We start from the raw sequence: 22392 nt of genomic DNA, 5'->3' as shown, positions 1-22392 counted from the left end.
CGGGCCGGAGCCTCTTCCCTTTTCTTGCGTCGGAGGGCGGCGCTCAGGGGCATCGAGCCCCTTCGCGCCGCGGGGACTGAGCGCCTGCGCGCTCGCTTCCAATTCCTCAAGCCTCTGCTTCAACCCGCTCTGCGGCCAAAGGGGAGGGGGAGAGGAATAGCGGTTCAACAGGGGAGGACAAGATGTCCATCACGTTCCGCATCGCTACCGCCGCCGACGATCAGCCCCGTCCCACGGCCGCCATCAACGCGCGCCAGCTCGCCGCTTTCCGAACGCTTCTGCGCGAGCAGGGCGAACGGCTCGGGACGGCTCTACTCGATCCCGACGACTTCCTCTCCTATCGCTTCGAGGCGCGCGTCTGCCCGCTGGCGCTCGCCGCGGTCGCACGCGTCTTCGATTTCCAGACCGACGTTATCGCCGTCCTTGAAGAGGCGCAGTTCCGATGCCGCCGGGTCAGCATCTACCGCCGCGACGAGCCGGGCTCGATCGCGATGGCCGTGGCGTTCACATCGGATCTCGGCCTCGAACTCAACCTTGCGAACGGCAATGCCTATGCGCTGCTCGAAGGACTTGGGTTGCGACCCGACAGCGTGGGCGAAATTCCGATCGATACCGCTCGTGCCCGGATCGCCAATCCGGCCGTCCGCCGACAAGCGGCCGAGCACGGCGTATCGCATTATCTCGATCGTCTCGACCGCCTCCTGGCGACTGCCGATACCGATGACACTTCCCGACTGGAATGGGCATAGCCTCCGCCTGTTCCGGTTCGCGAAGGAGGGCGCGTCGCCTCGAGCGGCGCGCCCTTTTTTTGACTGCTTGGGCTCATGCCGGTGGCACGGTTCTGGGCTTCAGGAGCACATCGACGGCGCGCTGAAGATGTCTCGAAGCGTCCTCCTCTTTGATCGCCGCAAGATATTCGAGAGCCTGACGCGTCAGCGCCAAGGCCAGTGCCTGCGTCACCGCAGGCTCCTTCTCGTAAAGGTCCATATCGCCACCCGGAGCGCGGCCATTCAGGGAGCATGCTGGAGCGCTCTTCGCCAATCAGCTCCCGCGCCAGGGCGCGGGAGCCGGGGCTGGTAACACGTCGAGACATGCGCCTACGCTTTTAGTGCCGAGGCACCTGGACATATGCGCAGGCACCCCGGCGTGAAACCACACCGAGTTGCCTTCTCGACGGGATTACCAGTCCCGGCGCCACGGCATTCGCGGCGCAATCCGCCGCCTATCACAGACGTGCCGCGACACCAAGGCGCAGTCGTCGGACAGACCTATTGGATGCTTCTGCCGTCTCGAAAACGGCAATTCATTTCGCATGGTTGCGTCGGCTCTTTCGGCGCTGTGGAAGCGTCTCGTAACCTTCGCTCGAGGCGGCAAAAAGCGCTTTGCCGTTAACCCCGAACGCCCTTCCGGGGTTCGGCGGCAAAGCCCCCGGCGCTCTCACATCTCGGCATCAGACGAGGCTTCATCGCCAAAGCATGACGCTGGGTGTTCCTCGGCCGTCAAGGATCAGCGGCCCCCCCAATTTTGCCGCCGTTCCGCTGCGCTCCACGACCACAAAATCGGCTCCCCCGCTTCCCGCTATGCGGCGGCTCCGCCGTCCCTGACTGCCTCAACACCGCGTCCCGATGCGACCATCCTCATCGGAACGAGATGGGGATCGCAAACCAACGATCGATGGAGGCTCAAATGCACGATTTCAGCGAATCTCTCCGCAGGCTGTTCGACGGACCCATCTGCCCGCACTGCGCGACTGCCTACGATCCCAAACACTATGACTTCGTCGAGGATCGCGCGGTCTGCTCGAACTGCGGAACCCTCTTTCAGGTCCGTGCCGATCATGTGCCGAACATTCCGGATGAAGATCTCGACATCGATCAAGGCGACGAAGACGAGCCCGCCGCACTCAGGCAGTTCCGGGCCGACGCCGAACGGCTCGCCGGCGACACGGCCAGAGCGACTGGCGGAGCATCCTACGAACTCTATGCCCGTCGGTTCTCCGAAGCCTGCGATGCTCTCCTCGACGCCCTCGATCCGGCCACCCGCGATCAGGCCATCACCATCGCAAAATACCATGGCTACTTCGAGGACCATGAGACGGAGGCGGGCTTCGGGCCGGGCTACTGTTTCCTGACCGGCATCGAAGAACATTGCTGCCACTGCGGCAAACATCCCTGACCGCCAGAAGGGACCGGGCCTCGCGCTCGGTCCCAATGGGCGACGCACTGATCTGGCGGCCGTTCCGCGAGACTGGTCCGCAGGTCGCGCTTTCTCTCCACATGACATTGACCGGCTCGCTCGCGTGCCGCGCAGACCCTTCGGTCCGCACGCCGCTACGCCTTGCCGCAGGTCTCCCGACGAGAGGGAAAATCTCTCACAGTCTTCCTATTCTGTCAGCCGGTCGAGGCCGCCTCAAGGACGGCGGGGCCCCACCATTTTCTTCGGCGGGTCGAGCATCGCGCTTCATCCTCGACGTCCGGCGGCCGCCGAAGAAAATCGTGACCCCCACCGCCGCTTCGCGGTCGCTTCGCGATCCTTGACCCGGCCTCGCCCGCCCGACGCGCCTTCCCCTGTCATTCAAGACAGACAGGAGCACATCATGCAGATCATCACGAACGCCATCACGGCCGACAATGCCGCCTACTTTGCAGCGGTCACAAACGCCGAACGCCGGGCGCTTCAAAGCTACTTCGACCAGCACGTCATCGAGGACCCCGAGCTTGGCTATCTGACCATCGACGAAGGGGATTATGGCGCGCTGAACCCGCCGATGATCGACCGGATCGTCTACACGGCACCGGGCGGGATACTCGACGAGTTCTGAGGACAATGCCGGGGGGAGGGGCGCGCGCCGCCTCTCCCTTTTTTTTGCTGGGAGGAATACGGGCATAGGGGGCATCGAACCCCCTATGCCCGTGCCGCGGCGGTGCCGCGGCAGGATGGGTTCAGGCCCTCAGCCGCTTCTCGACTTCATCGATTCCGAGCGATTTGACCCGCTCGGCGAGCCCTGCCAGCCGCTTGATCCCAAGCCTCAGCAGGCCTGCTTTTTCCAGCGCGGATATGGCCTGCTCACGCTCGCGCTCTTCGAGCTTTCTGCGCCGTTCTTCCAACCGCTTTGCATCCTCTTCGAACGCCGCTCGCTCCTGTTCCAGTGTCTTTGCCATAGGTGCCTCTTTTGAAGGCTAATCGGGCTATGAACGCGGTGAGTATAGCCACCTGGCTGATTAGCCGGAAGAAGAAGTTTTCGCGGTTTGGGCGCATCGGGCTCCCGCCCGATGACGGCTCTATTCGCTAGAGATCCCGCCGCCCTGGACGGACGCCGGGATCAAAGCTCACGGAGCCAAGGCATGCGCCTTGTCTCCGCCCGTTCGGGTCACGATCCTCGCCTGGCCAATGGGGCCGGAGGCCCCAATTGAAGCTCGCTTCGGGACCATGTCCCGGCGCGCAGGGGGAGGGCATCGCTTCGCTTGCCTATCCCCGATCGCGTGGCGTGGCCGCTTCGCAGCTCACGCTTGCCGCTTTTCCGCCTGTCGGCGGAGCGGTGCCCAGCCGGACCCCGTAACGGGACCTCAGAAGACATCACCAGACAGCCCCGGGACCTGGAATCGGTCTCTTAGGATATGCACACCCTACGCACCGAGTGGTGCAGGGTTTCCGTTGTTGCACAACGGTTTAGCGCGGAAGGGAAGGCGACTACATTGTAGTACGGCTTTTGCGGAGAGCGGAAAGCGCAGAAATCCGGCGTTTTGGCGTAGTACGAGAGACTACGGCACTCAGGCGCTCGACGATCAACTTGCCCGGCCTTGTGCTCTACGCTATAAGTGGAGCCATTCTTCAGTCCCCACCAGCCTCCCTGCTAGGAGGTTGGTTTTGGCTACCAGTTACCGGCACTATAATGTGCGCCTGGAGCGGTCCCAATGGGATCGCCTGAGTGTGATCGCGAGCGAGCGGAAACTCAGCGTCGCCGACATCATCCGGTCGGCCCTCGACGTCTTCCTGTCCTCGTCCGATCTCCTGACCGCCAGCCACCGCCGCATCGCCCGGATCAGCGAGTTCCAGCAGCTCGCCCTGGATGTCATCATCCGCGAGCAATATCCCGAACTCCGCGATCGGCTCGTCGCCGAAACCGACAAGCGCCTGGTCCAATATCATGGCGCGTGAGGACATCCGCTCGAACGGGAAAAACATCCCGCTGACCCATCATTCGGCACGCGGCCGGGTCCAACGAAACTCAGGCAATTTCACGCGCGGCAGCCAGCTTCTCACCCATGAGATGCTGATGTGGTTCTCGGGCGCGAAACTGCCCATCATCGCCTGGTTCTTCGCCTTCCTCGCCGCCTGGTTCATCATCCTCTCGCTGCGCCTCGACGAGCATGGATTCCAGCTTGTCTGCATGAAACTCTATTCGGCGCTCTGGAACTGGGTCGACCTCAACCCGAACAAGCGTGTCAACGTCACCCTGCCGAACGGCGAGATCCTCAAAACCATCATGCCGGCGGTCCCCTATATCCCGGCCGTGCAGAAGGCGTGGGACACGACAATCCATGCGCTCATCGGCTCGCTTCTCGTCTCGCTATTCGTCATCGCGCCCATCGCGATCTGGTTCGTCGATATCTCCCGCAGGCGCGGCAAGACCATCCTCCAGGAGCGCCACGAACGCGGCGCGATGCTCGTCGACCGTGATGTCCTCTTCGCCGAAATCGCCCAGCATAATGCCGCCAAATTCGAGGAGGACGCGCGGCAGTTCTTTCCCCGGCTGAGCCCCTCGGCGGTGCTCAGATTGCCTTTCGCGGAGCGGAAGGCAGGCGGCATTCACCATCCCTACTCGCTCGCCGGCGTGCCCTATCCGCACCGCATGGAGCAGTCGCACACCATGCTCATCGGCACGACCGGATCGGGCAAGACGACCGAGCTTCGCAGCCTCGTCGCGCAGATGCGCGAGCGCCAGGACAATGCGGTCATCTTCGACCTGACCGGCGCCTATGTCGAAGCCTTCTACGATCTCGATCGTGACACGATCCTGAATCCAATGGACCAGCGCTGCCCGGCCTGGTCGATCTTCAACGACTGCCGCACGCATAGCGAGTTCACCGCCGCCGCGGCCGCCCTGATCCCATCGGACGGCGGATCTTCCGAACCCTTCTGGGCGCTCGCGGCGCGCACGCTCTTCATCGAGATGTGCATCCGCCTTCAGGAACGCGGCCAGACCACCAATCTCGCGCTGTCCGAGAACCTGATGACGGCGGATCTGAAGCGGGTCCACCGCTTCCTCGCCAACACCATCGCCGACCCGCTAACCGCGCCGGAAGCCGCGCGCATGGCGGAATCGATCCGCGCCGTCTTCAACACCAACGCGCAGGTCCTGCGCTTCCTTCCCGACGAGGGCGAGCAGTTCTCGATCCGCGACTGGATCACCGGCGAGAAGAAGCCCGGCGCGATCCTCTTCATCACTTCCAACTATGTCGATCTGCCGATGAACCGGGCGCTCCTCACGCTCTGGATGGACCTGTGCATCAACCGCCTCATGACCATGCCGCGCACGCGATCCTTGCGCACCTGGTTCATGTTCGACGAGCTCGGGGCACTCCACAAATTGCCGGCGATCGAGAACGGCCTTCAGACCGCGCGTGCATTCGGCGGCGCGATGATCCTTGGCATCCACAGCTTTGAAAAACTGGTCGAGGTTTATGGTGAGCAGGGAGCCCGTAATCTTGCTTCGCTCGCCCGCTCCAAGCTTATCCTGGCGACCGCGGACCTCGACACCGCCGAGCAATGCGCGCGGTATATCGGCAACCGTGAAGTGCGCCAGATGGATGAGGCGTACAGCTACGGCTACAACAACACGCGCGACGCCTCGACCCTCACACCGCGTAAGCAGGTCGAGCCGCTCGTCATCGCCGATGACATCACCAATCTACCCTCGATGCACGGTTTCGTGAAGTTCCCCGATGGCTTCCCGGCGGCCCGCATTCTGCTCGAATGGAAAGACTATCCCCAGGTCGCCCAGGGCTTCATCGCGCGGCCCACGATGCAGCCCGTACGGTCTAGGCGCGGAGAAGAAGTCTTTGCGGAGGAAGGCGGGGAAGCAGGCGGGCGGGATGGTGCGGTCCAGATCGTTGAGGAGGTCGTCGAGGCCACCAACCTCGCCAAGGATATGGCGGCGCGGATCCTCTCCGCTCCGACCGAAGAAGAGAATGCCGAAACCGTGCGCTCCACCCAGCGGAGCGATGATCGCAGCGAGCAAACGACACCCGCGACCCATGCTGCCGACAAGGCCCAGGCGGGGCGCGAGAAGACCGAGGAACAGGTTGCCGGCACCCGCGCCGCCGACGAGCGCCGCGACGGCCGAGACGCCCAGCCACGCGGCGCCCAAGTGGAGGATCAGACTCTCATTGAACTGAGGGATGGGTTCGCGGCCGGCAGGGACGACAGCATGGACATGGGGATTTAGCCGATGCTCTCGGTCGCCTCGGTCCGCTCCGCCTCGGGTGCCGCGAACTATTTCGCGAAGGACGATTTCAAGGACAATTATTACACCGCCGACGGCTCCTCCGAGGTCAGCGCCTGGGCCGGGGAGGGGGCCGAAGCGCTCGGTCTCGAAGGCGAGGTCGAAAGGGACGCTTTCGAGAAGACCTTAAGCGGAATCCTGCCGAGTGGGGAGGGGGTCGCCCAGGTCGAGAACCGCCGCAACGGCGTCGATCTCACCTTTTCGGTACCTAAGTCCGTATCGGTCATGGCCTATGTCGCCGGCGACAAGCGCGTGCTCGCGGCCAACATGGCGGCCGTCCAGAAAACCATGGCCTGGGTCGAGAAGAATCTCGCCGAAGGCCGCAAGGATATCGAAGGCCGCAAGGTGCCGGTGCGGACCGGCAATCTCGTCTATGCGCTATTCCAGCACGACACGAGCCGGGCGCTCGATCCGCAGGCCCATATCCACGCAGTCGTCGCCAATCTGACCCGTATGGCCGACGGGAAATGGCAGGCACTTCACGCCGACAAGATCTGGTCAAACAACGCCACGATCGGCGCCATCTACCATGCCTATCTGCGCGCCGGCCTCGAGAAGCTCGGCTATCAGGTGGAACTCAAAGGTAAGCACGGCACGTTCGAGATATCCGGCGTTCCCAAGGCAATCATCGAGGCGTTCAGTCAGCGCCGCGAAGCCATCCTCGAAAAGGCCGCCGAGCTCGGCATCGTCTCCGCAAAGGGCCGCGACGGGATCACCACCAACACGCGCGACCCCAAGCTCAATGTCGATGATCGCGACGGCCTGCTGAAAGGCTGGATCGATAAGGCGGCCGCACTCGGCTTCGACGGCAAAGGCCTGCTTGCGTCGGCCGAGGCTCGCTCGGGTCAGAGCGCTGCGGACAGTCGGCTCGAGCGCGGTTTTCGTGCGGTCAGCGAAGCGATTGCGGGCGCACGCGACCTGGTCGGCGGGTTCCTCCGGCCCAGCGATCCGCTGGTCGATTCAGGGCTCGCGCGTGTCACCCAGTCTCCCGTCACGGCGCGCTCGCAGCTCGCGGTCGCCTCGGCCGTTCGGATCCTCTCCGAACGCGAGGCGGCGTTCAACGTCCATCTGCTGGCGAAGACCGCGCTCGACCTGGGTCTCAAGGGCGTGACGATCGACACGGTCGAGCGCCGCATCGGTCAACTGATCGAGAATCGCCAGCTCATCCCCGGCGTCGCGCGCATCGGTGACAAGGGCGTGAGCATGGTCACCACACAGGAAGCGCTGCGCACTGAAGAAACCATCCTGAAGGCGGTTGAGGCGGGCGCGGGGAGGGCGGTGCCGGTCATTCCCGCTAGCGATGCTCCGGCGCGCCTTCAGTCGGCCGCCGATCGCCCCCTCAATGCCGGTCAGCTTGCCGCCGCCACGCTGATCCTTTCCTCGGAAGATCGCACCGTCACGGTCCAGGGCGTCGCCGGCGCCGGCAAGTCGACGATGCTTCAGGCGGTCGCGCGCGTCGCGACTAGTGAAGGTCGCGAGATTCTCGGCCTCGCCTTCCAGAATAAGATGGTGGCGGACCTCGCGACAAGCGCCGGCATCAAGAGCCAGACGATCGCGTCCTTCGTCCTCGCCAATGAGCGGTTCGTGACCGAGCGCGACACGCCCAGGTTCGAGGCTGCGCAGGCGAAACTTTCAGACGCCATGCTGGTGGTCGACGAGACCTCGATGGTCTCGAGCGACGATATGCTGACGCTTCACCGCATCACGGAGGCGCTCGGTATCGATAAGCTCGTGCTGGTCGGCGATCGCCAGCAGCTCTCCTCGATCGACGCCGGCAAGTCGTTCGCGATGATCCAGGCGGGCGGCGGAACCATGGCGCGGATGGACGAGAATATTCGCCAGCGCACGGACACGCTGCGAACGGTCGCTGCGCTCGCCAATGTGGGCCGCGCGGGCGAAGCGATGAAAGTCCTGGGCGATAACGTCCATGAAAGCGATAGCCCCCCTGAAACCGCCGCGGAAATGTGGCTCGCGCTCTCGGCGGGGGATCGCGAGGCGACTGCGGTGTTCGCCTCAGGTCGCGAGTCTCGCGCGATCATCAATCAGCGTATCCAGGATGGGCTCGCCGCCGAAGGCGCGGTGCGAGGGGAGGGCATCCACCTCACCGTCTACGAGCGGGTCAATCTCACCCGCGAGGAGCTGCGCTATGCTTCCTCGTACAGGCAAGGCATGACGCTCGACGTCGGCCGCGGCGGCGCGCAGGATGTAGGGCTCGGCCGGGGCCGCTATGATGTCACGAAGGTCCTGCCGAACGGCAAGATCGAGCTCAGCGACGGGCGCCGGAAGAGCCGGTTCGATCCGCAGAAGCTATCGCCTACCGAGAAGCGCGACCGGCTTGAGCTCACCCAGAAAAAGGATCTCCACGTCCGCGAGGGCGACCGCATCCGCTGGACCTCCAACGATAAGCCGCGCGATCTCCACAATGCGGCGCTGGCGCACGTGCTGGCGGTCGATGCCAGCGGCGTGACCGTCGAGACCGCGAACCAGCAGCGGCTGACCCTCGATCTCGGCGATCCGATGCTGTCGCGGCTCGACCTTGCCTACGCGCTCAACATGCACATGGCGCAGGGCATCACCACAGACAGGGCGATCACGGTCATGGACAGCCATGAGCGCAACCTGTCCAACCAGCGCCTTTTCAATGTCGGCGTGACGCGCGTCCGCGACGAGCTCGTCATGGTGGTCGACAATCGGGAAAAGCTGGAGCGCCAGCTCGATCTCAACCCCGGGAACAAGACTTCAGCGCTGGAGACGGTCGGTCGTCTCGACATCGACGGCAAGAAGGGATCGGCGCAGCCGGTGAAGTTCGATCCGGGTCCGATCGACGGAATCAACCTGGCTGATCGCCCCGACATTCTCGCCGACCTGCCGCCGCTCCCGGACGGACCTGTCGCTCCGGCCGCTGCCGCGGCCAAGGCCGGCGACCTCGCGGCCCCGCCCGACCTCAAACCAGACCCGAGTTTGAAGGGCGGCGACCTGCTGCCGCCGCTGCCTGAGCGCAGCCTCGGGCTCGATTTGTGAGTGCAAAACGCCGGCGCAGTGCCGGCCCAACCAAGGAGACCAAGCATGGCATGGGATTTTGACGAGGGCGGCAAGTTCGGCAGCGAAAAAGCGGCTGCGGATTATGCGCGCCGCAATGGCCTCAAAGACGCCGATTTCCGCACGCGTCGCAAGGGCGACCAGGTCGAGCAGGAGATCCGCCGGTCGGCGATCGACGGCCGCAACCTGCGCGACAGCAACGAGCGTCGTCGCGACGGCTGGAACTGAAAGGCGCGGTGCCGGCATGGGGCGTGAGCCTCATGCCCAATATCGGGAGAGGCTCAATGTCACATTATTTCGACCAACTTGGCCGGCTGCCGATTGGCAGCCTGCTGCTCGCCACGGGCGCGCTCATGGTGATCGGTTTGGCGATATGGATCGCACCGCGCATCCGCCAAGGGATCAAGGATCGTGCCGCACCTGTGCCGGCGGCGAAGCCCTTCCTTACCAATCGGAAGCACGCGATGCTCGCCGCGCTCGAGCGCGTCCTGCCGATGTACCGAATCCATGCCCAAGTCTCGATGGGCGCGCTCCTCATGCCGGGTGTTAGCTCGGGTCGCCGGCCACGAGCGTCCGACAGCGACGCGTTCGGTCAGAGGATCGTCGACTTCGTTATCGTCGATCCTACCTCGAGTTCAGTCGTGGCCCTGATCGAAATGGACGAGCGCTTTAGCGATCCCAGCGAGGAACGCGGACGCGACGCTATTGCGGCGCGGGCGGGGTATCAGACGATCCGCATTTCGGCGTCGGACCGGGCGACGGTTGCCACGGCCCAGGCTGCGGTCGGGCACCTGCGGGATGCCGCGCTTGCTGCAGCGCCCACGGTGGCAAGACTGCCGGTCCAGGCGCACGTCTGGCCGCTCGAAGGCCGCTTCAATGGGGCTCGCTGACCGCGACTATATGCGTGAGCGCCGGCGCGCCGAAAGCAAGGCTGCTCGGGCTGCCGGCGGGGGCTGGTATCGCCCCTCTCCGCGCATTGTGTCGCATCCGTGGCAGAAGTGGGTTTTCCTGCTCTCGGCTGTGTCGATTCTGATCCCGATGTACGGGGAGGCTCAGCGCAAGGGCTGGCTGCCCGATTTTACTGTATCTCTGCCCTTTCCAGAGACCGGATCGGTGACCGTAGCGCGGACAATAGAGCGCTCGAGCATCAAGAGCACGCTGACGGTGGATGCCAGTGCGGCAAACGCAGTCGTGCAGCTGTTCGACCCAGCGACCAACCGGCATATCTTCTCGGTCTACGTGGCCGGCAACAATCGGATCACCGTCCCGGCACCGACGGGCACATTTCGGATGCGGCTGATCGAAGGAAAGAAGTGGCATGGCACCACGCGCTATTTCGGCCCAAACACCTCCTACGAAACTGTCGCGGAATTGATGACCTTCGAGCCGCGCAGCGGCCATATCATCGACCTGCATCGAAAGCCCGACGGCAACCTCAAGACACGGCTCATGTTGAGCCAGCCCGAAAAGCTTTAGCCTCTCGCCCGGCCTGGCGCGGGCGAACGTGGCATCTGACTCTCGCCCAGGGGGTTGGCGTCGTCAGTGGGTGTCGAAATCGTTGTAAGGCGTTTCGAGCGCGATCGCGCAATATGCCTCGAGGAGCGCTTGGCGCGTCTGGTCCGTCTCCTCGACATGGCGATAGGCCATCTGCTGGATACGAATTTTTGCGGCCGTGAATGCCTCGACAAACGAGCTGGTCGCTGCGAGCCCGGTCCGGGTTTGCGGGCCTGCCACATAGGATCCGCCCTTTATGCCCAGACCCTCGCGCGCGAGCTTGTAGGCGAACGACGCCTGGTTCTGACGCGAGCCGGGCCGGCAGTGTAGAAAGTAGCGGTCCCTCAACCGATTCGAACGTCCGATGTAAAGGTGTCTCTCATTTTCGGTGAAAAGGTAGACCCCGGCACGCGGCATGGTGGTCGGCAGTTGTCCGAATGCGAGCGGCTTGGACGCCAGGAGCTCGTTCAATTTGTCGTCCAGTGATGAGGTGATGGCCAGGAACCTCGGGTGCATGTCATTTTCTCTCGTGTTGCGTCACGTCAGTGACTGCTCGGCAAACCGCATATCCCCTGATGCGTTGGCGGGTCGCCAACACAGCATCAACAGCTTGATACAGTTGCCTGCCACCAATGACACTTTACCTGGAAACGCTCGGTAAAGTGTCATTGATGACAATTACTTGGGCCTGCGCTTCCTCAATATGACCGCGATAGGCGAACTCGATGAGGTCGCGGACCAGCTCGATAAGGCCGCTGGTCGGAAGCCCGTCAAAAGGATCACCATGCGCCAGCGCATTGCGCCGATCCGCCAGCGTAGGCTTCGTCGTTCCGATCAGCTGGCCTACGGCCGTCCCACCGCATCGCACGATCATCGGTATCTCCGTGTCGGTGAGACCGTCGCCGTCGACCATATGCTTGAGCAGTGCTGCGAATGATCGCTGTGGCGGTGCATCGCCGAGCCCGGGGGCTTGCCCGGGCTTGAGCTTCTTCCTTGGCCTGCCTGGTACCTGCCTCCCGTACCGGTCGTTGAGTGCCAGTTCGAGCGCAGTGAGCGCTACCAGTTCGCCCGCCTTGATCAAATCGCCGTCGATCCACGCCAGATAGTAGAGCTTGAGCGCGCGTTGGAATTTGAGCCGCACCACGTCCGGCACCAGCGGATTGAGCGACATCGCATCGACGAAGCTGTGCCAGTTCTCGATCGTGTCGAATTGGAGCTGCGCCAGCGGGGTGTTCTTCGCAGGCCAGAAGAGGACCAGCGGCTCGGATCGGACTGCGAACTTGAGATCGGGGAATTCCATGGTCACCCCGTTACCATGGCGTCACGGTCTCACGCTCGTCGAAAGACGTGACTTCGTCGGAGAGCTGCTCACGCCACAACGCGAAGGAGAATTGGCCCATGGCAGTTGAGAGACTTGGTGGGGAATGTTTCGTTCCCGATTTGTTGCTTCGACGCAGGAAGAGTCAAGCTGGCCCTGTCGAAGCGGGTCGTTACCTGTAGAATGCACCAAAAAAATGCATGCGAGCCACGCAGGGGATTCACATTCGTCCCGAAGCCACGTAGATTCATGCTATGTTCCATCAGGCAGACCTCTTCGAACCTGGGGCAAGTCCCAGCAAAAGCATGGGTACACCAGCGCTCCTGGCGGTTATCGCGGCCGCATCGCCGCGCCCGAAGTTCAGCTACATGCTGCTCCAGCTGATCGCAGAGATTGCGGATGAGCGGGGAAGTGCGGGCCCGAACGTCACCATCGATGGCAGCGCCGTGCCAGTCAGAGACTGGCTGTGCGATGCGCTCGTCCCGATGGCGCAACGCGCCGCGCGCCGCCGCTCGACGGTGGAGGCGGTTCGCGCAGAGCTCGACGAAGCCAGGGCGCTTCCTGCCGATCGCGACGAGGCGGATCGTGTCATCGAGGACAAGGTTCGTGAGCGCGTGCGTCGCTCCGGGCGCTGCAATGTCAGCCGGGCAGTCTCGGATCTGTGCAAGATCGGACTGCTGCGGCGACATTATCAGGGTTTTCGCGTCGATCATCAAAACCGCGGGGCACAGCGCGAGGCGGTCTATACTGTCATGCCCGAAGCTTTGGCGGTGTTGCGGCGGGGGTGAACAAAGGGCCCCGACGGCCGCGCAGGTCCGTCGCGCGGCCGATCTTCATCGCCCGTCGGCGTCGGTTTCCTCAAGGATGAAGTAGACCGGCACGATTGGTTCCTGCTGCGGCTACGTTAGAGGCGGTAGGCGGCTCGCAGACGCTCCACGACGACATCACGCGTCATGCTCACGTCGAACTGTCTCGGATCGAAGTCCTCCTGGACTGCCACGGCTTGGACAAAGGCGCCCATGTCTTCCTGCACAGTCGAGGGCAGCGCATAGCTTGCGTCGGCAGCCAGCAGCTGCAGCATCCGAGCGACATCGTTGCGATGCTTGCGGACGTCCTTTTCGTCAATCTTCTCGCCTTCGTCACGGCGCCGGCTCAGATCCAGCCAGGCACGTGCCTTGAACGGAATGATGGCTGCCTCATCGAGAACAGGGATGCCGCCCAGCGTGCGCACCATCGACTTGAGGAACTGGTAATAGGCGCCGTCGAGCAGGATCGCTGACAGGCTAGCAGCTTCCTCGTCAATCGGAAGAGGCGTGAGACGGCTATCATCGGCGAGCGAGATCCCCTCTGGCTGTCTCGAAAACAGTTCGAGCATCGCAGGGAATTCCTTGTTCGCAGGCTTTTGAAACCGGTAGAGGACGCGCTTTCCCTCGCTTTGCTGCCTGATTTCATAGCCACCTTCCTCGACGAAGGCCCAAAATCGGTCGGAGAAGGCCGCGTCGAGAGCCTCGACAATCAGGACGATGTCCAAATCCTTGGTCGCCCGAAAGTCGAGGCCGACCTCATCCATAAGCAGCTCACAGGCCGCGCCGCCGATCAGCACATACTGGCTGTCATGCCCTTCGAAATGCGCGCGGAAGCGATCGACGCCAGTTACCATCCAAAAGGCTCCAAGAGTTGCTGCGCTGCCTGGGCCACGCGTTCGTCGGGATCATTGCGCAGGCTCAGATGCAGCGAGAGCCGATCCACGACCGCATCGCGCGCCAGCGCGCGCGGATCATAGCTCCATGTCTCGAGTTCGGCGCGATCGTCATCGTCGAACGCAAATCCGGTCCTGAGCTCAAGCGTCTGTTGCAAGTGCTTCCACCGCGCCGCGGGAATGGCACGGTGAGGGAAGCGCGGTTCCGACAGCATCGTATAGTGGGCGAGCGCGCTCTCGCCCGCGAGGGGTGCGACATGGTCAGGCAAAGTTCCCCTCACGGTTCGGACCTTCCGCACAGGCGACCGCAAGCGGTCTTCCACCGCCTGCCAAAGCTCCCGATCGTGCACGACGAGCTGAAGATGGCGCTGACGCCCGACATGGTGCGGCTTGGCGAGCCGCAGCGCCTCCAGCTCATCAAGGGTGCGACTCATGCTCATGATCGCCACCTGGAACCGTTCCGCCAGCTTGGTCAGGTTCGCCCCATTGAGATCCTCGCCAAGGAGGCTCGCGAGGATCAGGACCTGGCTCGTCGGACCAAATTGCTCGTTGGCGGCACGTAGCCTGGTCGGCGCTCGCTCGCGCAGGTCAAGCAATGCTTCGGGAACGTAGAGTTGTGCGCCCGGAGCCAGGAACCCTATCTGACGCTCGACCATCTGACGGCGAGCGGCGGCCGGCACGCTCTCGAGAAGCAGGAGGACCAGACGAATGCCGAGGTGTCGGCGGAGAAGTTCGCGGTGCTTGATGAACTCGGTGGCAGCGCTTTGTCCCTGCGAACGTGCTGCCACGAGCAGCACCGGTTCGCTGTTCAGCTGCCCTTCCCAAAGGCGATAGCGATCCAACAGAAAGTGCGGCAGCCCCGCGTCGGTGAAAGACGTCAGCCCCATACGCAAGCCAAAGGCATGATGCACATAGGCTTCGGCCGCCTCGCCCAAGGCGTCCAATCTGGTGTCGGGTCGGTTGTCTAACATCGCAAGGACCATTTAACATTGATACTGTTAAAAAGCTACCTCCTGTTAGACAGGGCCATGAGTAGGGTATTGGCTATCCCAAACGCGGCGTCGGCACGTGTGTCGATCGGCTGGTCAGCGTGAGCACCGCCGGCAGGGTGGATGCCGTTGAGGCGGTCCTTGATCGCTTTGGCGAGGGCGAAGGTCAGCCCCATCTTGTCGACTCATTCAGTCACAGGCGAGATTGACAGCTTTTTGCGGGGGCCACGGCGCTTGGGTGCTGCGTTTCCTTCTACCGGCGGAGCCGCAACAGGCTTTAGCACGGCTTTGCGGCCGAGTCCGATCTTGTGGGCGAGGGCGCGCCGGGTTTCGGCATAGTTCGGAGCAACCATCGGATAATCGGCGGGGAGGTGCCACTTCGCTCGATAGTCCGCCGGCGTCATCTGATAGTGGGTCATCAAGTGCCGTTTGAGCATCTTGAGCTTCTTGCCGTCTTCAAGACATACAATGTAATCCGGCTTGACCGACGAGCGGATCGCGACTGCTGGCTGAGCAGGCGCTTCAGCCAGCACCGGCACAGTGCCCAAACCGGCCAGTGCTGCGTGGACATTTCCAATGAGCGTGGGCAGGTCCGAAACCGATATGCTGTTATTGGCGACGTGCGCTGAAACGATATCGGCGGTCAATGTGATCAATCTGCTCGATTTATCGGCGGAGTCGGTCATTCGGGGGTTCCTGATAACTGAGATCCATCATAGGGGCGCAATCGCTCAAGATGCCTATCGATTATCCAGGTCAGAGGAAAGCTCACTGATCAAATGCGCGGGTGTTGCCGCCAATTGCGTCCTCGCCGAAGCAGGCGCTGCTCATCACCTGCGGATAGTAGGCGGTTCCTCGCAAAGGCGCTTCGCTTCAACGCAGAAGCCCGTGCGATCCGAGGTCCAGCCGACTACAGGGTCTGTGCGAGGGTGCCCTCTGGACAGCCTTGACCACTCCTGGCGGCAAGGCCCCCCTTAAGCATTGCCGCCAGGAGACCACGGCCATCTTCCTGCTGTACAAACTGCGTCAGCCGATCCTCGCGATATCTCTGCACACTTATGTCCGATAAGCGTGATTCTCGGACATAAGATTTGGCTTTGAGAGGGGGCTCCGTTACGCTGCACGCGATGGCCCGCGACCTGCTTCCGATCTCGACCAATCTTCCAGCCGACCTTCTCGCGGAGATCGAAGGCGCGCGCGAAACGCTGGCCGCATCCAAGGCCGGATCGACCCAGAAAGCCTACGTCTCGGACTGGGAACGCTTCTGCGACTTCTGCGACGCGCGCAACGTCGAGGCGCTGCCGGCGCACCCTGACATCGTCGCGCTGTTCGCCCATGTCGAGGCCGAGGCAGGCATCGCGCCAGTCACGATCGGCCGTAGGGTCGCGGCGATCAACCATCACCATAAGGACGCGGGTCTCGCCTCGCCGAGCGCGCGGGACGCCGCGGGCGTCATCGCGCAGATGATGGCGGGCGTGCGCCGCAAATATGCGCGCAAAAAAGACCAGAAGGCGCCGGCCGCCGCGGATGTGCTCACCGCCATGCTCGCGACGATCACGGGCACGGGTCTGCGCGCCAAGCGTGATCGCGCTATCCTGGCGGTCGGCATGGCGGGCGCGTTCCGCCGCTCCGAAATTGCCGCCATGCAGTTGCCTGATCTCGCCTTCGAGGCGTCCGGCGTGCGGATCGCGATCCCACGCTCGAAAGGCGATCAGGACGCCGAAGGCCAGGAGATCGCGATTCCCGAGGGCCGGCATATCCGGCCGGTGAGCCTCCTCAATGACTGGCTTGAGGCCGCCGATCTTATCAGCCCGGATCCTGTGACCGGCAAGCCCCGGACAGGTGCGGTATTTCGGCGGCTAACGCGGGGGGACGAGCTGACCCTCGATCCGATCACCGACAAGACCGTAGCCCGCCTGGTCAAGGCCTGCGCGTCAGCGGCAGGGCTCGACCCCGCCCTGTTCTCCGGGCATTCGCTGCGGGCGGGGTTTTTGACCGAAGCGGCCGCCAAGCGTGCGAACCTGTTCAAGATGAAGGACCACTCTCGGCACAGGTCGCTCGATACGGTCGCCGGCTATGTCCGCGACGCTGCGATGTTCGACGACCATGCCGGTGAGGACTTCCTGTGATGCCAGCTAATGGCGCAGCGCCAGAATGGCAGGCCTATACCATGCCGAATTACGATGCGGCGATGACGCAGGCATGCACGGATCTCCAGCGGCGCATCCTTGTCGACGCCGCCTATCGGTCTGCCATACTGACCGATCCCCGAGACCTTCACCGCAGCTTGTTCGCCGAGTTCACCCCGCTTGGTTACCCCGAATATGCCGGTACCTACAGGGGCACGGCCGGGACTTCGCTCGCGCACCGCCGCATGGGCGCCGCGCAAATCGTCAGCCCGCAAAAGAGCTTCTCCTTCGAAAAGCCGGAGAGGGTCGCCGCGGCACTCGATTTCTTGCTGTCCGAGGTCCGCCGTGAGCTGGTGCCGGCCAGGTCGGCTGCGCCTTTCGTGCAGCTGCTGACGTTGACCCATCTATTTTGCTGGTTCGGCAAGATTCACCCGTTTCTCGATGGCAATGGCCACGTCCAGCGCGCCTTGTTCGCCGCTGCGGCGACCGAGCTGGCAATCCCGCTTGGCACCCGCTTCGCCATCCATCCGCGCCCGTTCGACAGCCTGCTTGCCTGGCCGCTTGAGATGTTCACCCGCGCCGCGCCCGAGCAGCGTGAGCGCTTTCTCGCGATGGTGGCCGAATATCTTAGTTCGTGGTTGGCCGGCCCCTTCGATCTGCCCGCGAGCGGCATTGCGCCGTAAGCAGTCCGGCCCGCTTCAGAGTTCGATCAGCGTGTAGCCACGATCGGCAAGCAATTTCCGGGTCCAGTCCTTGGGAATAGACACACCCTCCGCGGTCAATGAGAGCGCTGTGTCGGCCCGATCGAACAGCGCGACGCAAAGCTCATCGCTATCGAACCGCGATCGGTACTGGATGCCGTCGAGGTTCGTGCTCTTGTAAATGTCCGCGGCAATCTGCTGCGGCACCGAATAGGCGCCCGGATTGTTGACCGGGTCGAAGTCGGCGGAGACGCCGGCAGTCGTGGTCTTGAACCAGCCGAGGCCCGGTCCATGGACTTTGGCCAGGCGGACAGGCCGTGTCGTGGTGAAGTTTGCGGCGCGTCTCCTGGAGACCTGATCCCAAAGGACGTCGCGGTCCTTCGGTGTTCGTAGCAATGCTTCCGCAAAGGGGCCGACGAGCGTCTTTCCCAGATAGAGCACCCCAAACTTGCCTTCCGGATCGTCCCACCGCCAGGTCGCGTCCCTGCGGCCATACCATCTGGCAGCCACCGTTGCGCCGTGAACCCGATGCAGCAACCTGCCGGTGGCGATCGTCGCCACGGGCATCCCACCTTTCGCCGCCACAGGCGTCAGTCTTCGAGCGTACGGGCGAACCGCACAACGCGCTCGACCTCTGCGTCGCTGCCCTTGAGAAGCGCGATCGGGCTCATTCCATCAAGACCTTGATCACCGCTGACGAGGAACTGCAGGACGGCCCATCCAGACGTTTGGGGAGCGGCACTGAGGACTTTCGCAATTCCCGGAAGGATCGCGTTCCCGTCGAACTGAAACACCGGGAACAGCTTCGTCCCATTGTCCTCGACCATCAGCAGTCGGCGATCTTTCACCGCCTTATAGACCGCCTGAATCGTCTTGTGTCCAAGCAGAGTGCGCACCTTCTCCGCAGTCAGCGCTCCTCCCGCCGCGTCGATCAACCGTCGCTTGAAAGCGATGGCCTTCGTGATCCGCTCCGCGGCCTCCGGGTTATCCGTTTCGACCGCCGGGATGCCAAGAGCGAGATGAAAGACCAGGCTGGGGACGTCGACGCTGCTGATGGCGGCCGCCTTTGCCGCCGCCGGCATCATTTTGATGATGCGATCGGTGCTTGCCACTATGCGGTCGTGAAGGACACGATCCGCATCAACGAAACCCATATTTGCCGGCCGAACCATTCGATCATTCCTGTTGAGTCAGTTCCATATATGCTGAAACCAACACGTTTTCAACCAGGGGCTTTGCCAGTTGGTCTTGGCGGGCGCGGATCGCCGCCTCGGAATGCGTTGGCCGCATCTCTTCGATGCACCCTCGAGCTGCAAGAAGGAGCGGCAGAAATACCCAGCCCGAGGGGCTTCATTCGAGCATTCGTAGGGACATAAGCACGTTCTGTCGTGCCTCGATAAACCCGATAGCTGGCAAAAGGCCATTGCGAACAAACTTCGAACACCGTATAAAATCGATTGTTCGGAGCTTTCGACATGTACGACCTGAGAACCTACCTCGCAACGAAGGACCTCCCTGGCGGTCCGGTCTACATCGAAGAGCAGTTCACGGCAGAATATCAGCTGATGAACCCTCAGATCACTGATCCAAGCGACGATGGACCGCTGAAACCTGGCAGAGCAATCGGAGGCCTCATCTCGTTGGTGTTGCTTGTAGGAACTGGCGTCTATCTGTTCTTAGCTTGGTGATTTGCGCATTCATTTCCTAAGATTAGGATCAGTGAAAAATCCGCGGTTCTGATCGCGGTTTACTTCCGACTGCAAATCAACGGTTGCGCCAGCCCGATTGGATCGAGCGGCCTCCGCCGCAGCTCTGTCGTCGTTCAGCCTGGCCCGACCCTCATCGATAATTCTTGCAGCGGCATTGGGATCGCCGCCCGGGCTGCCGCTACCAAGCCGATCAACCCCGTGCGGGCGATAAGACGCTCGGACATCCCCAGGCCCTCCTACATCCGTGCGGCGCACGTCCACCAAATTTGGCTCGGAGATGCTGCCCTGGATTTCATTCCAAAGTGCGTCGCGTTTTTCCTGCGACCATTGCTGGATCATCTGCGACCTGACAGCACGTTGCTGATCGGTCAGGTTCGTCGCCCATAGTTCTGGCGCGTCCAGATTCGGGTGCAGCAGCTGTTGCTGCCGGTACCACTGCGCGAGGTCCTGGCTCAGATTTTCGCTGAGTTGCATCCCGTGCGTTTCGGCGAAGCTGGCGTCGCGCGAGAGCGACTCCGACAGCTCTTCCATCTTGCGTGCCGCTTCCGTGTAGGAGCGCGCCCGAGCCAGGGCATCTTCGGTGCTTTGCGAGGAAGAGGAGGTTGCGGAAGACCGGCTGAACACACCCGACCGTTCGTAAGTGCCGTCGGAGGTGGATGCTCCGGTCCCGCTCGAGCGTTCATCGCGCACGCCGCTCGACGAGGAGCTAGAAGAGTCAGTAGATTTGCTCGAATCCGTCCCGTACCGCAGATTGTCCGTTTGAGTTCCAGTCTTGTTGACACTGACAGTGCCGCTGACGTTTGGCAGCAGGCTGCCCAATCGGCCCTTTCCACCAGTAGCTCCCCGCCCGGCACCACCAAGCGCCCCTCCAAGCGAGCCGGCGACTTGATCTGTCGTCCCAGCTTGCCGATCGTGACCTTCGGAGATCCGCTGGCTCTGGCCGGTCGATGTGCGCTCTTCCATCCCCTGCGAGCTTGAGCCGGTCGACCGATCAAACTTCTCGACGTTGGTATTTGCGGAACTACCTGCACCAGATTCGAAGCCCGAAGAGCGCTCTGTCGAGGTTCCAAAGGCGCTGCGGTTGGTATGCGTGCTGGTGAGGATCTCCTGTGCGGCATTCTCGAACGCCTGCGCCTGGCGATGCGCTTCGCTCGCCATCTCCCGCCACTCCGCCACCGTTCCGGAGTTCATCGTCGGCGTGAACCCTAGCCGCGAGATAGCGCCACTTGTGTCGAACACCTCCTGACCATTGCCGAAGCCAGACACAACCGCGCCGTTATCCTGCCGCCAACCGACGCTGGTCGCGCCGCCCATGTAACTCGGCGCCGTCGTCCACTGATCGCTCTGGCGCATGTTAGAAGTTGAATTTGCCCAGCTCACATTCCCGTAGGAATAATTGCCCGTCGTCTGTTCGACTGCGGCCGCCTCCGCGGCGTTCTGTGCGGGCGCGAGCATTGACGTCGCCTGCCCTGCAACCGACATAGCTCCCCTCGCCAAGCCGGCAGCGAGGAATGGGATACTCATCAGCATGAACCCGGCGATCGTCGCTGTCTCGCCGTTCACCGCGCCGATGCCGGCATAGGTGCCGAGCGTCACGCCGCCACCGGCAACACCGGCCGCGGCCGCCTCCGCCCTCGTCATGCAGATCATGTGGAGAATAACGTACAGCGGCCCCCACGCGGCGAGGTAGAAGAACCCCATCGCGTAACCCTTCAGCGTCGCCAGCCCCGTTTGGGGCATGAGGAACAGCGGGAAGATCACCGGGAACATCGCGAAGAAGACAACCGTCAGCACGATGTTCAAGATAGGCACCCAGGCCATCGCCTGCTGAGCGATCGAATTGTAGGTGTTGCGCGCCTGTATGTCCGCGCGCGTCTGCGCGAAGGTATCGATCGTCGCCGCACCTGACCCGCCCGCCATGCTGTTTCGTGCCTGCATGAAGGCGTTGATGGCCGTGTTCTGTCGCATGGATTCAGAGTAATTGCTGGCCGATCCAGTGAAAGCTGCGTTCGCGATCGGTAGATCGTGTTTGAGCTTGTCGGCCGCGAGCGTGTTACTCAGCTTGGGATAGAGTTCCTTGCCCCAAAGCGGCGTGTTCGCCTCTATCATCGGCGTCCATTGGGCGTTGAGCATATCGTAGGCCTGCCGGCAGGTGACGATCGCGCTGTTCACCGTGCCGCCGCCCTGCCGTTCAAGCCACTCCTGCGAACGAGCCTCCGATCCGGGGCCGATATCCGTCCATAGGTCCTTCGACTGCGCAAGGACGGTGAGCGATTTGCGGTAAAGCATCACATCGCCGAAGAGGCATTTTTTGAAGTGCTCTTCCAGGTTCGTCGAAAACTCGGCGTCGCGGATGACGAAGTTGCGGGTCGCATCGTACAGGCGCGCGCCGTAGATCATGCCATTGCTCGAGTAATTGAGCTCGCCCGGCATGACGAAGACGGTCTCGGCAGTTCGTGTCAGCCAATCGCCAATTTGGGTGGTGAAACTCGCGAGCACCCCCAGTCCGAGCGGCACGTTCGCGACCGTCGCCGGTGCCAGCGACGGATTGATCCGGTCGGTCACCTTCACATCGATCGTCGGCACCATCAGGCAAAGATAGATCAGCGTCGATTGCAGGAACCAGTTCAGCCAGACTCGAAAATTGAGCGTGAACGCGACGACAAGCAGCGAGTAGATCAGGCCCATCACCATCACGACGCGGAGCAAGGAGCGATAGCCCCCACCCCCCGACCAGGCAGCGACGGCGTTGAAGGTGTTGACGAGATACTCGCCACCCCCAACCGTGAAGACCTCCACCATCGCCGCA

Annotated in this window: 24 protein-coding genes; 13 read left to right on the top strand and 11 right to left on the bottom strand. The window is 62.7% G+C overall.

From position 1 onward, the window contains the following. The first annotated feature begins 182 nt into the window (after positions 1 to 182). The gene (locus PX554_RS20940) at positions 183 to 749 is read left to right on the top strand and encodes a hypothetical protein (RefSeq protein ID WP_275504423.1); all 567 of its coding nucleotides are present in this window, start codon (positions 183 to 185) and stop codon (positions 747 to 749) included. A gap of 73 nt (positions 750 to 822) precedes the next feature. Here PX554_RS20940 and PX554_RS20935 read toward each other — a convergent pair whose 3' ends face one another. Next, entirely contained in the window at positions 823 to 960 is a 138-nt protein-coding gene (locus tag PX554_RS20935; RefSeq protein ID WP_275504422.1) for a hypothetical protein, read from the bottom strand. Positions 961 to 1686: 726 nt separating this feature from the next. On the opposite strand from PX554_RS20935, the gene PX554_RS20930 reads away from it, so the two are divergent. Both PX554_RS20930 and PX554_RS20925 read left to right on the top strand, forming a co-directional pair. Next, complete coding sequence (locus PX554_RS20930; protein ID WP_275504421.1) at positions 1687 to 2175, top strand: hypothetical protein; 489 nt, start codon at positions 1687 to 1689, stop codon at positions 2173 to 2175. A 421-nt stretch (positions 2176 to 2596) separates the two neighbouring features. Further along, complete coding sequence (locus tag PX554_RS20925) at positions 2597 to 2821, top strand: hypothetical protein (protein ID WP_275504420.1); 225 nt, start codon at positions 2597 to 2599, stop codon at positions 2819 to 2821. Between the two features lie 121 nt (positions 2822 to 2942). Here the strand turns inward: PX554_RS20925 and PX554_RS20920 are convergent, their stop codons facing one another. Continuing rightward, complete coding sequence (locus PX554_RS20920) at positions 2943 to 3161, bottom strand: hypothetical protein (RefSeq protein WP_275504419.1); 219 nt, start codon at positions 3159 to 3161, stop codon at positions 2943 to 2945. Between the two features lie 706 nt (positions 3162 to 3867). Here PX554_RS20920 and PX554_RS20915 point away from each other — a divergent pair. From PX554_RS20915 to PX554_RS20890, 6 genes are read left to right on the top strand one after another with little or no spacing between them, the layout of a single operon-like run. Beyond that, positions 3868 to 4158 (top strand): hypothetical protein, encoded by a 291-nt coding sequence (locus PX554_RS20915; RefSeq protein WP_275504418.1) that lies wholly within the window; start codon positions 3868 to 3870, stop codon positions 4156 to 4158. Beyond that, positions 4148 to 6448, top strand: a complete 2301-nt coding sequence (locus PX554_RS20910) for a type IV secretion system DNA-binding domain-containing protein (protein WP_275504417.1) — start codon at positions 4148 to 4150, stop codon at positions 6446 to 6448. The genes PX554_RS20915 and PX554_RS20910 overlap by 11 nt, the downstream gene beginning before the upstream one ends. A gap of 3 nt (positions 6449 to 6451) precedes the next feature. Next, positions 6452 to 9526: a MobF family relaxase gene (gene mobF / locus PX554_RS20905; protein ID WP_275504416.1), complete on the top strand. Its 3075-nt coding sequence runs from the start codon at positions 6452 to 6454 to the stop codon at positions 9524 to 9526. A 45-nt stretch (positions 9527 to 9571) separates the two neighbouring features. Beyond that, positions 9572 to 9772, top strand: a complete 201-nt coding sequence (locus PX554_RS20900) for a hypothetical protein (RefSeq protein ID WP_275504415.1) — start codon at positions 9572 to 9574, stop codon at positions 9770 to 9772. A gap of 56 nt (positions 9773 to 9828) precedes the next feature. Then, positions 9829 to 10434 carry a DUF2726 domain-containing protein gene (locus tag PX554_RS20895; protein ID WP_275504414.1) on the top strand — a complete coding sequence of 202 codons (606 nt, stop codon included), beginning with the start codon at positions 9829 to 9831 and terminating at the stop codon, positions 10432 to 10434. Further along, the gene (locus PX554_RS20890) at positions 10421 to 11020 is read left to right on the top strand and encodes a hypothetical protein (protein WP_275504413.1); all 600 of its coding nucleotides are present in this window, start codon (positions 10421 to 10423) and stop codon (positions 11018 to 11020) included. The genes PX554_RS20895 and PX554_RS20890 overlap by 14 nt, the downstream gene beginning before the upstream one ends. Before the next feature lie 63 nt (positions 11021 to 11083). On the opposite strand, the gene PX554_RS20885 is transcribed toward PX554_RS20890, so the two are convergent. Beyond that, positions 11084 to 11554: a GIY-YIG nuclease family protein gene (locus PX554_RS20885; protein ID WP_275504412.1), complete on the bottom strand. Its 471-nt coding sequence runs from the start codon at positions 11552 to 11554 to the stop codon at positions 11084 to 11086. Between the two features lie 124 nt (positions 11555 to 11678). Further along, positions 11679 to 12338 (bottom strand): hypothetical protein, encoded by a 660-nt coding sequence (locus PX554_RS20880; RefSeq protein ID WP_275504411.1) that lies wholly within the window; start codon positions 12336 to 12338, stop codon positions 11679 to 11681. 272 nt (positions 12339 to 12610) lie between these two features. On the opposite strand from PX554_RS20880, the gene PX554_RS20875 reads away from it, so the two are divergent. Continuing rightward, entirely contained in the window at positions 12611 to 13144 is a 534-nt protein-coding gene (locus tag PX554_RS20875) for a hypothetical protein (RefSeq protein ID WP_275504410.1), read from the top strand. Between the two features lie 116 nt (positions 13145 to 13260). Here PX554_RS20875 and PX554_RS20870 read toward each other — a convergent pair whose 3' ends face one another. The 4 genes from PX554_RS20870 to PX554_RS20855 are packed head-to-tail and all read right to left on the bottom strand — an operon-like array spanning position 13261 to position 15730. Then, positions 13261 to 14016, bottom strand: coding sequence for a hypothetical protein (locus PX554_RS20870; RefSeq protein ID WP_275504409.1), 756 nt, complete (start codon positions 14014 to 14016; stop codon positions 13261 to 13263). Beyond that, a complete protein-coding gene (locus PX554_RS20865; RefSeq protein WP_275504408.1) occupies positions 14010 to 15038 on the bottom strand; it encodes a hypothetical protein in 1029 nt (342 codons plus the stop codon). The genes PX554_RS20870 and PX554_RS20865 overlap by 7 nt, the downstream gene beginning before the upstream one ends. A gap of 23 nt (positions 15039 to 15061) precedes the next feature. Beyond that, complete coding sequence (locus PX554_RS20860; RefSeq protein WP_275504407.1) at positions 15062 to 15220, bottom strand: hypothetical protein; 159 nt, start codon at positions 15218 to 15220, stop codon at positions 15062 to 15064. Positions 15221 to 15229: 9 nt separating this feature from the next. Beyond that, on the bottom strand, positions 15230 to 15730 hold the full coding sequence (locus PX554_RS20855; RefSeq protein ID WP_275504406.1) for a Ros/MucR family transcriptional regulator: 501 nt from the start codon (positions 15728 to 15730) through the stop codon (positions 15230 to 15232). Between the two features lie 441 nt (positions 15731 to 16171). On the opposite strand from PX554_RS20855, the gene PX554_RS20850 reads away from it, so the two are divergent. Continuing rightward, the gene (locus PX554_RS20850; protein WP_275504405.1) at positions 16172 to 17173 is read left to right on the top strand and encodes a site-specific integrase; all 1002 of its coding nucleotides are present in this window, start codon (positions 16172 to 16174) and stop codon (positions 17171 to 17173) included. Positions 17174 to 17214: 41 nt separating this feature from the next. Continuing rightward, positions 17215 to 17856, top strand: coding sequence for a Fic family protein (locus tag PX554_RS20845; RefSeq protein WP_275504404.1), 642 nt, complete (start codon positions 17215 to 17217; stop codon positions 17854 to 17856). Positions 17857 to 17871: 15 nt separating this feature from the next. Here PX554_RS20845 and PX554_RS20840 read toward each other — a convergent pair whose 3' ends face one another. Further along, positions 17872 to 18441, bottom strand: a complete 570-nt coding sequence (locus tag PX554_RS20840; protein WP_275504441.1) for an RES family NAD+ phosphorylase — start codon at positions 18439 to 18441, stop codon at positions 17872 to 17874. A gap of 23 nt (positions 18442 to 18464) precedes the next feature. Next, complete coding sequence (locus tag PX554_RS20835) at positions 18465 to 19046, bottom strand: hypothetical protein (protein ID WP_275504403.1); 582 nt, start codon at positions 19044 to 19046, stop codon at positions 18465 to 18467. Between the two features lie 303 nt (positions 19047 to 19349). Here PX554_RS20835 and PX554_RS20830 point away from each other — a divergent pair, with 303 nt between their 5' ends. After that, positions 19350 to 19562 carry a hypothetical protein gene (locus PX554_RS20830; RefSeq protein WP_275504402.1) on the top strand — a complete coding sequence of 71 codons (213 nt, stop codon included), beginning with the start codon at positions 19350 to 19352 and terminating at the stop codon, positions 19560 to 19562. A 9-nt stretch (positions 19563 to 19571) separates the two neighbouring features. On the opposite strand, the gene PX554_RS20825 is transcribed toward PX554_RS20830, so the two are convergent. Further along, positions 19572 to 22385 (bottom strand): conjugal transfer protein TraG N-terminal domain-containing protein, encoded by a 2814-nt coding sequence (locus PX554_RS20825; protein WP_275504401.1) that lies wholly within the window; start codon positions 22383 to 22385, stop codon positions 19572 to 19574. Between the last annotated feature and the right edge of the window lie 7 nt (positions 22386 to 22392).

This window comes from Sphingomonas pollutisoli, assembly GCF_029167165.1.
Taxonomy (GTDB): Bacteria; Pseudomonadota; Alphaproteobacteria; order Sphingomonadales; family Sphingomonadaceae; genus Sphingomonas; species Sphingomonas pollutisoli.
Note: the sequence above shows the minus strand (reverse complement) of the source record. Positions and strands in the feature narration are given on the sequence as shown.

Bases quoted from the DNA above. Each gene is read 5' to 3' on its own strand.
- PX554_RS20835 (WP_275504403.1), bottom strand. From the start codon at position 19,046: ATGGTTCGGCCGGCAAATATGGGTTTCGTTGATGCGGATCGTGTCCTT.
- PX554_RS20910 (WP_275504417.1), top strand. From the start codon at position 4,148: ATGGCGCGTGAGGACATCCGCTCGAACGGGAAAAACATCCCGCTGACC.
- PX554_RS20870 (WP_275504409.1), bottom strand. From the start codon at position 14,016: ATGGTAACTGGCGTCGATCGCTTCCGCGCGCATTTCGAAGGGCATGAC.
- PX554_RS20880 (WP_275504411.1), bottom strand. From the start codon at position 12,338: ATGGAATTCCCCGATCTCAAGTTCGCAGTCCGATCCGAGCCGCTGGTC.
- PX554_RS20845 (WP_275504404.1), top strand. From the start codon at position 17,215: ATGCCGAATTACGATGCGGCGATGACGCAGGCATGCACGGATCTCCAG.
- PX554_RS20830 (WP_275504402.1), top strand. From the start codon at position 19,350: ATGTACGACCTGAGAACCTACCTCGCAACGAAGGACCTCCCTGGCGGT.
- PX554_RS20900 (WP_275504415.1), top strand. From the start codon at position 9,572: ATGGCATGGGATTTTGACGAGGGCGGCAAGTTCGGCAGCGAAAAAGCG.
- PX554_RS20925 (WP_275504420.1), top strand. From the start codon at position 2,597: ATGCAGATCATCACGAACGCCATCACGGCCGACAATGCCGCCTACTTT.
- PX554_RS20890 (WP_275504413.1), top strand. From the start codon at position 10,421: ATGGGGCTCGCTGACCGCGACTATATGCGTGAGCGCCGGCGCGCCGAA.
- PX554_RS20860 (WP_275504407.1), bottom strand. From the start codon at position 15,220: ATGGGGCTGACCTTCGCCCTCGCCAAAGCGATCAAGGACCGCCTCAAC.
- PX554_RS20940 (WP_275504423.1), top strand. From the start codon at position 183: ATGTCCATCACGTTCCGCATCGCTACCGCCGCCGACGATCAGCCCCGT.
- PX554_RS20840 (WP_275504441.1), bottom strand. From the start codon at position 18,441: ATGCCCGTGGCGACGATCGCCACCGGCAGGTTGCTGCATCGGGTTCAC.
- PX554_RS20895 (WP_275504414.1), top strand. From the start codon at position 9,829: ATGTCACATTATTTCGACCAACTTGGCCGGCTGCCGATTGGCAGCCTG.
- PX554_RS20875 (WP_275504410.1), top strand. From the start codon at position 12,611: ATGTTCCATCAGGCAGACCTCTTCGAACCTGGGGCAAGTCCCAGCAAA.
- PX554_RS20855 (WP_275504406.1), bottom strand. From the start codon at position 15,730: ATGACCGACTCCGCCGATAAATCGAGCAGATTGATCACATTGACCGCC.
- PX554_RS20885 (WP_275504412.1), bottom strand. From the start codon at position 11,554: ATGCACCCGAGGTTCCTGGCCATCACCTCATCACTGGACGACAAATTG.
- mobF (WP_275504416.1), top strand. From the start codon at position 6,452: ATGCTCTCGGTCGCCTCGGTCCGCTCCGCCTCGGGTGCCGCGAACTAT.
- PX554_RS20865 (WP_275504408.1), bottom strand. From the start codon at position 15,038: ATGGTCCTTGCGATGTTAGACAACCGACCCGACACCAGATTGGACGCC.
- PX554_RS20930 (WP_275504421.1), top strand. From the start codon at position 1,687: ATGCACGATTTCAGCGAATCTCTCCGCAGGCTGTTCGACGGACCCATC.
- PX554_RS20850 (WP_275504405.1), top strand. From the start codon at position 16,172: ATGGCCCGCGACCTGCTTCCGATCTCGACCAATCTTCCAGCCGACCTT.
- PX554_RS20825 (WP_275504401.1), bottom strand. From the start codon at position 22,385: ATGGTGGAGGTCTTCACGGTTGGGGGTGGCGAGTATCTCGTCAACACC.
- PX554_RS20920 (WP_275504419.1), bottom strand. From the start codon at position 3,161: ATGGCAAAGACACTGGAACAGGAGCGAGCGGCGTTCGAAGAGGATGCA.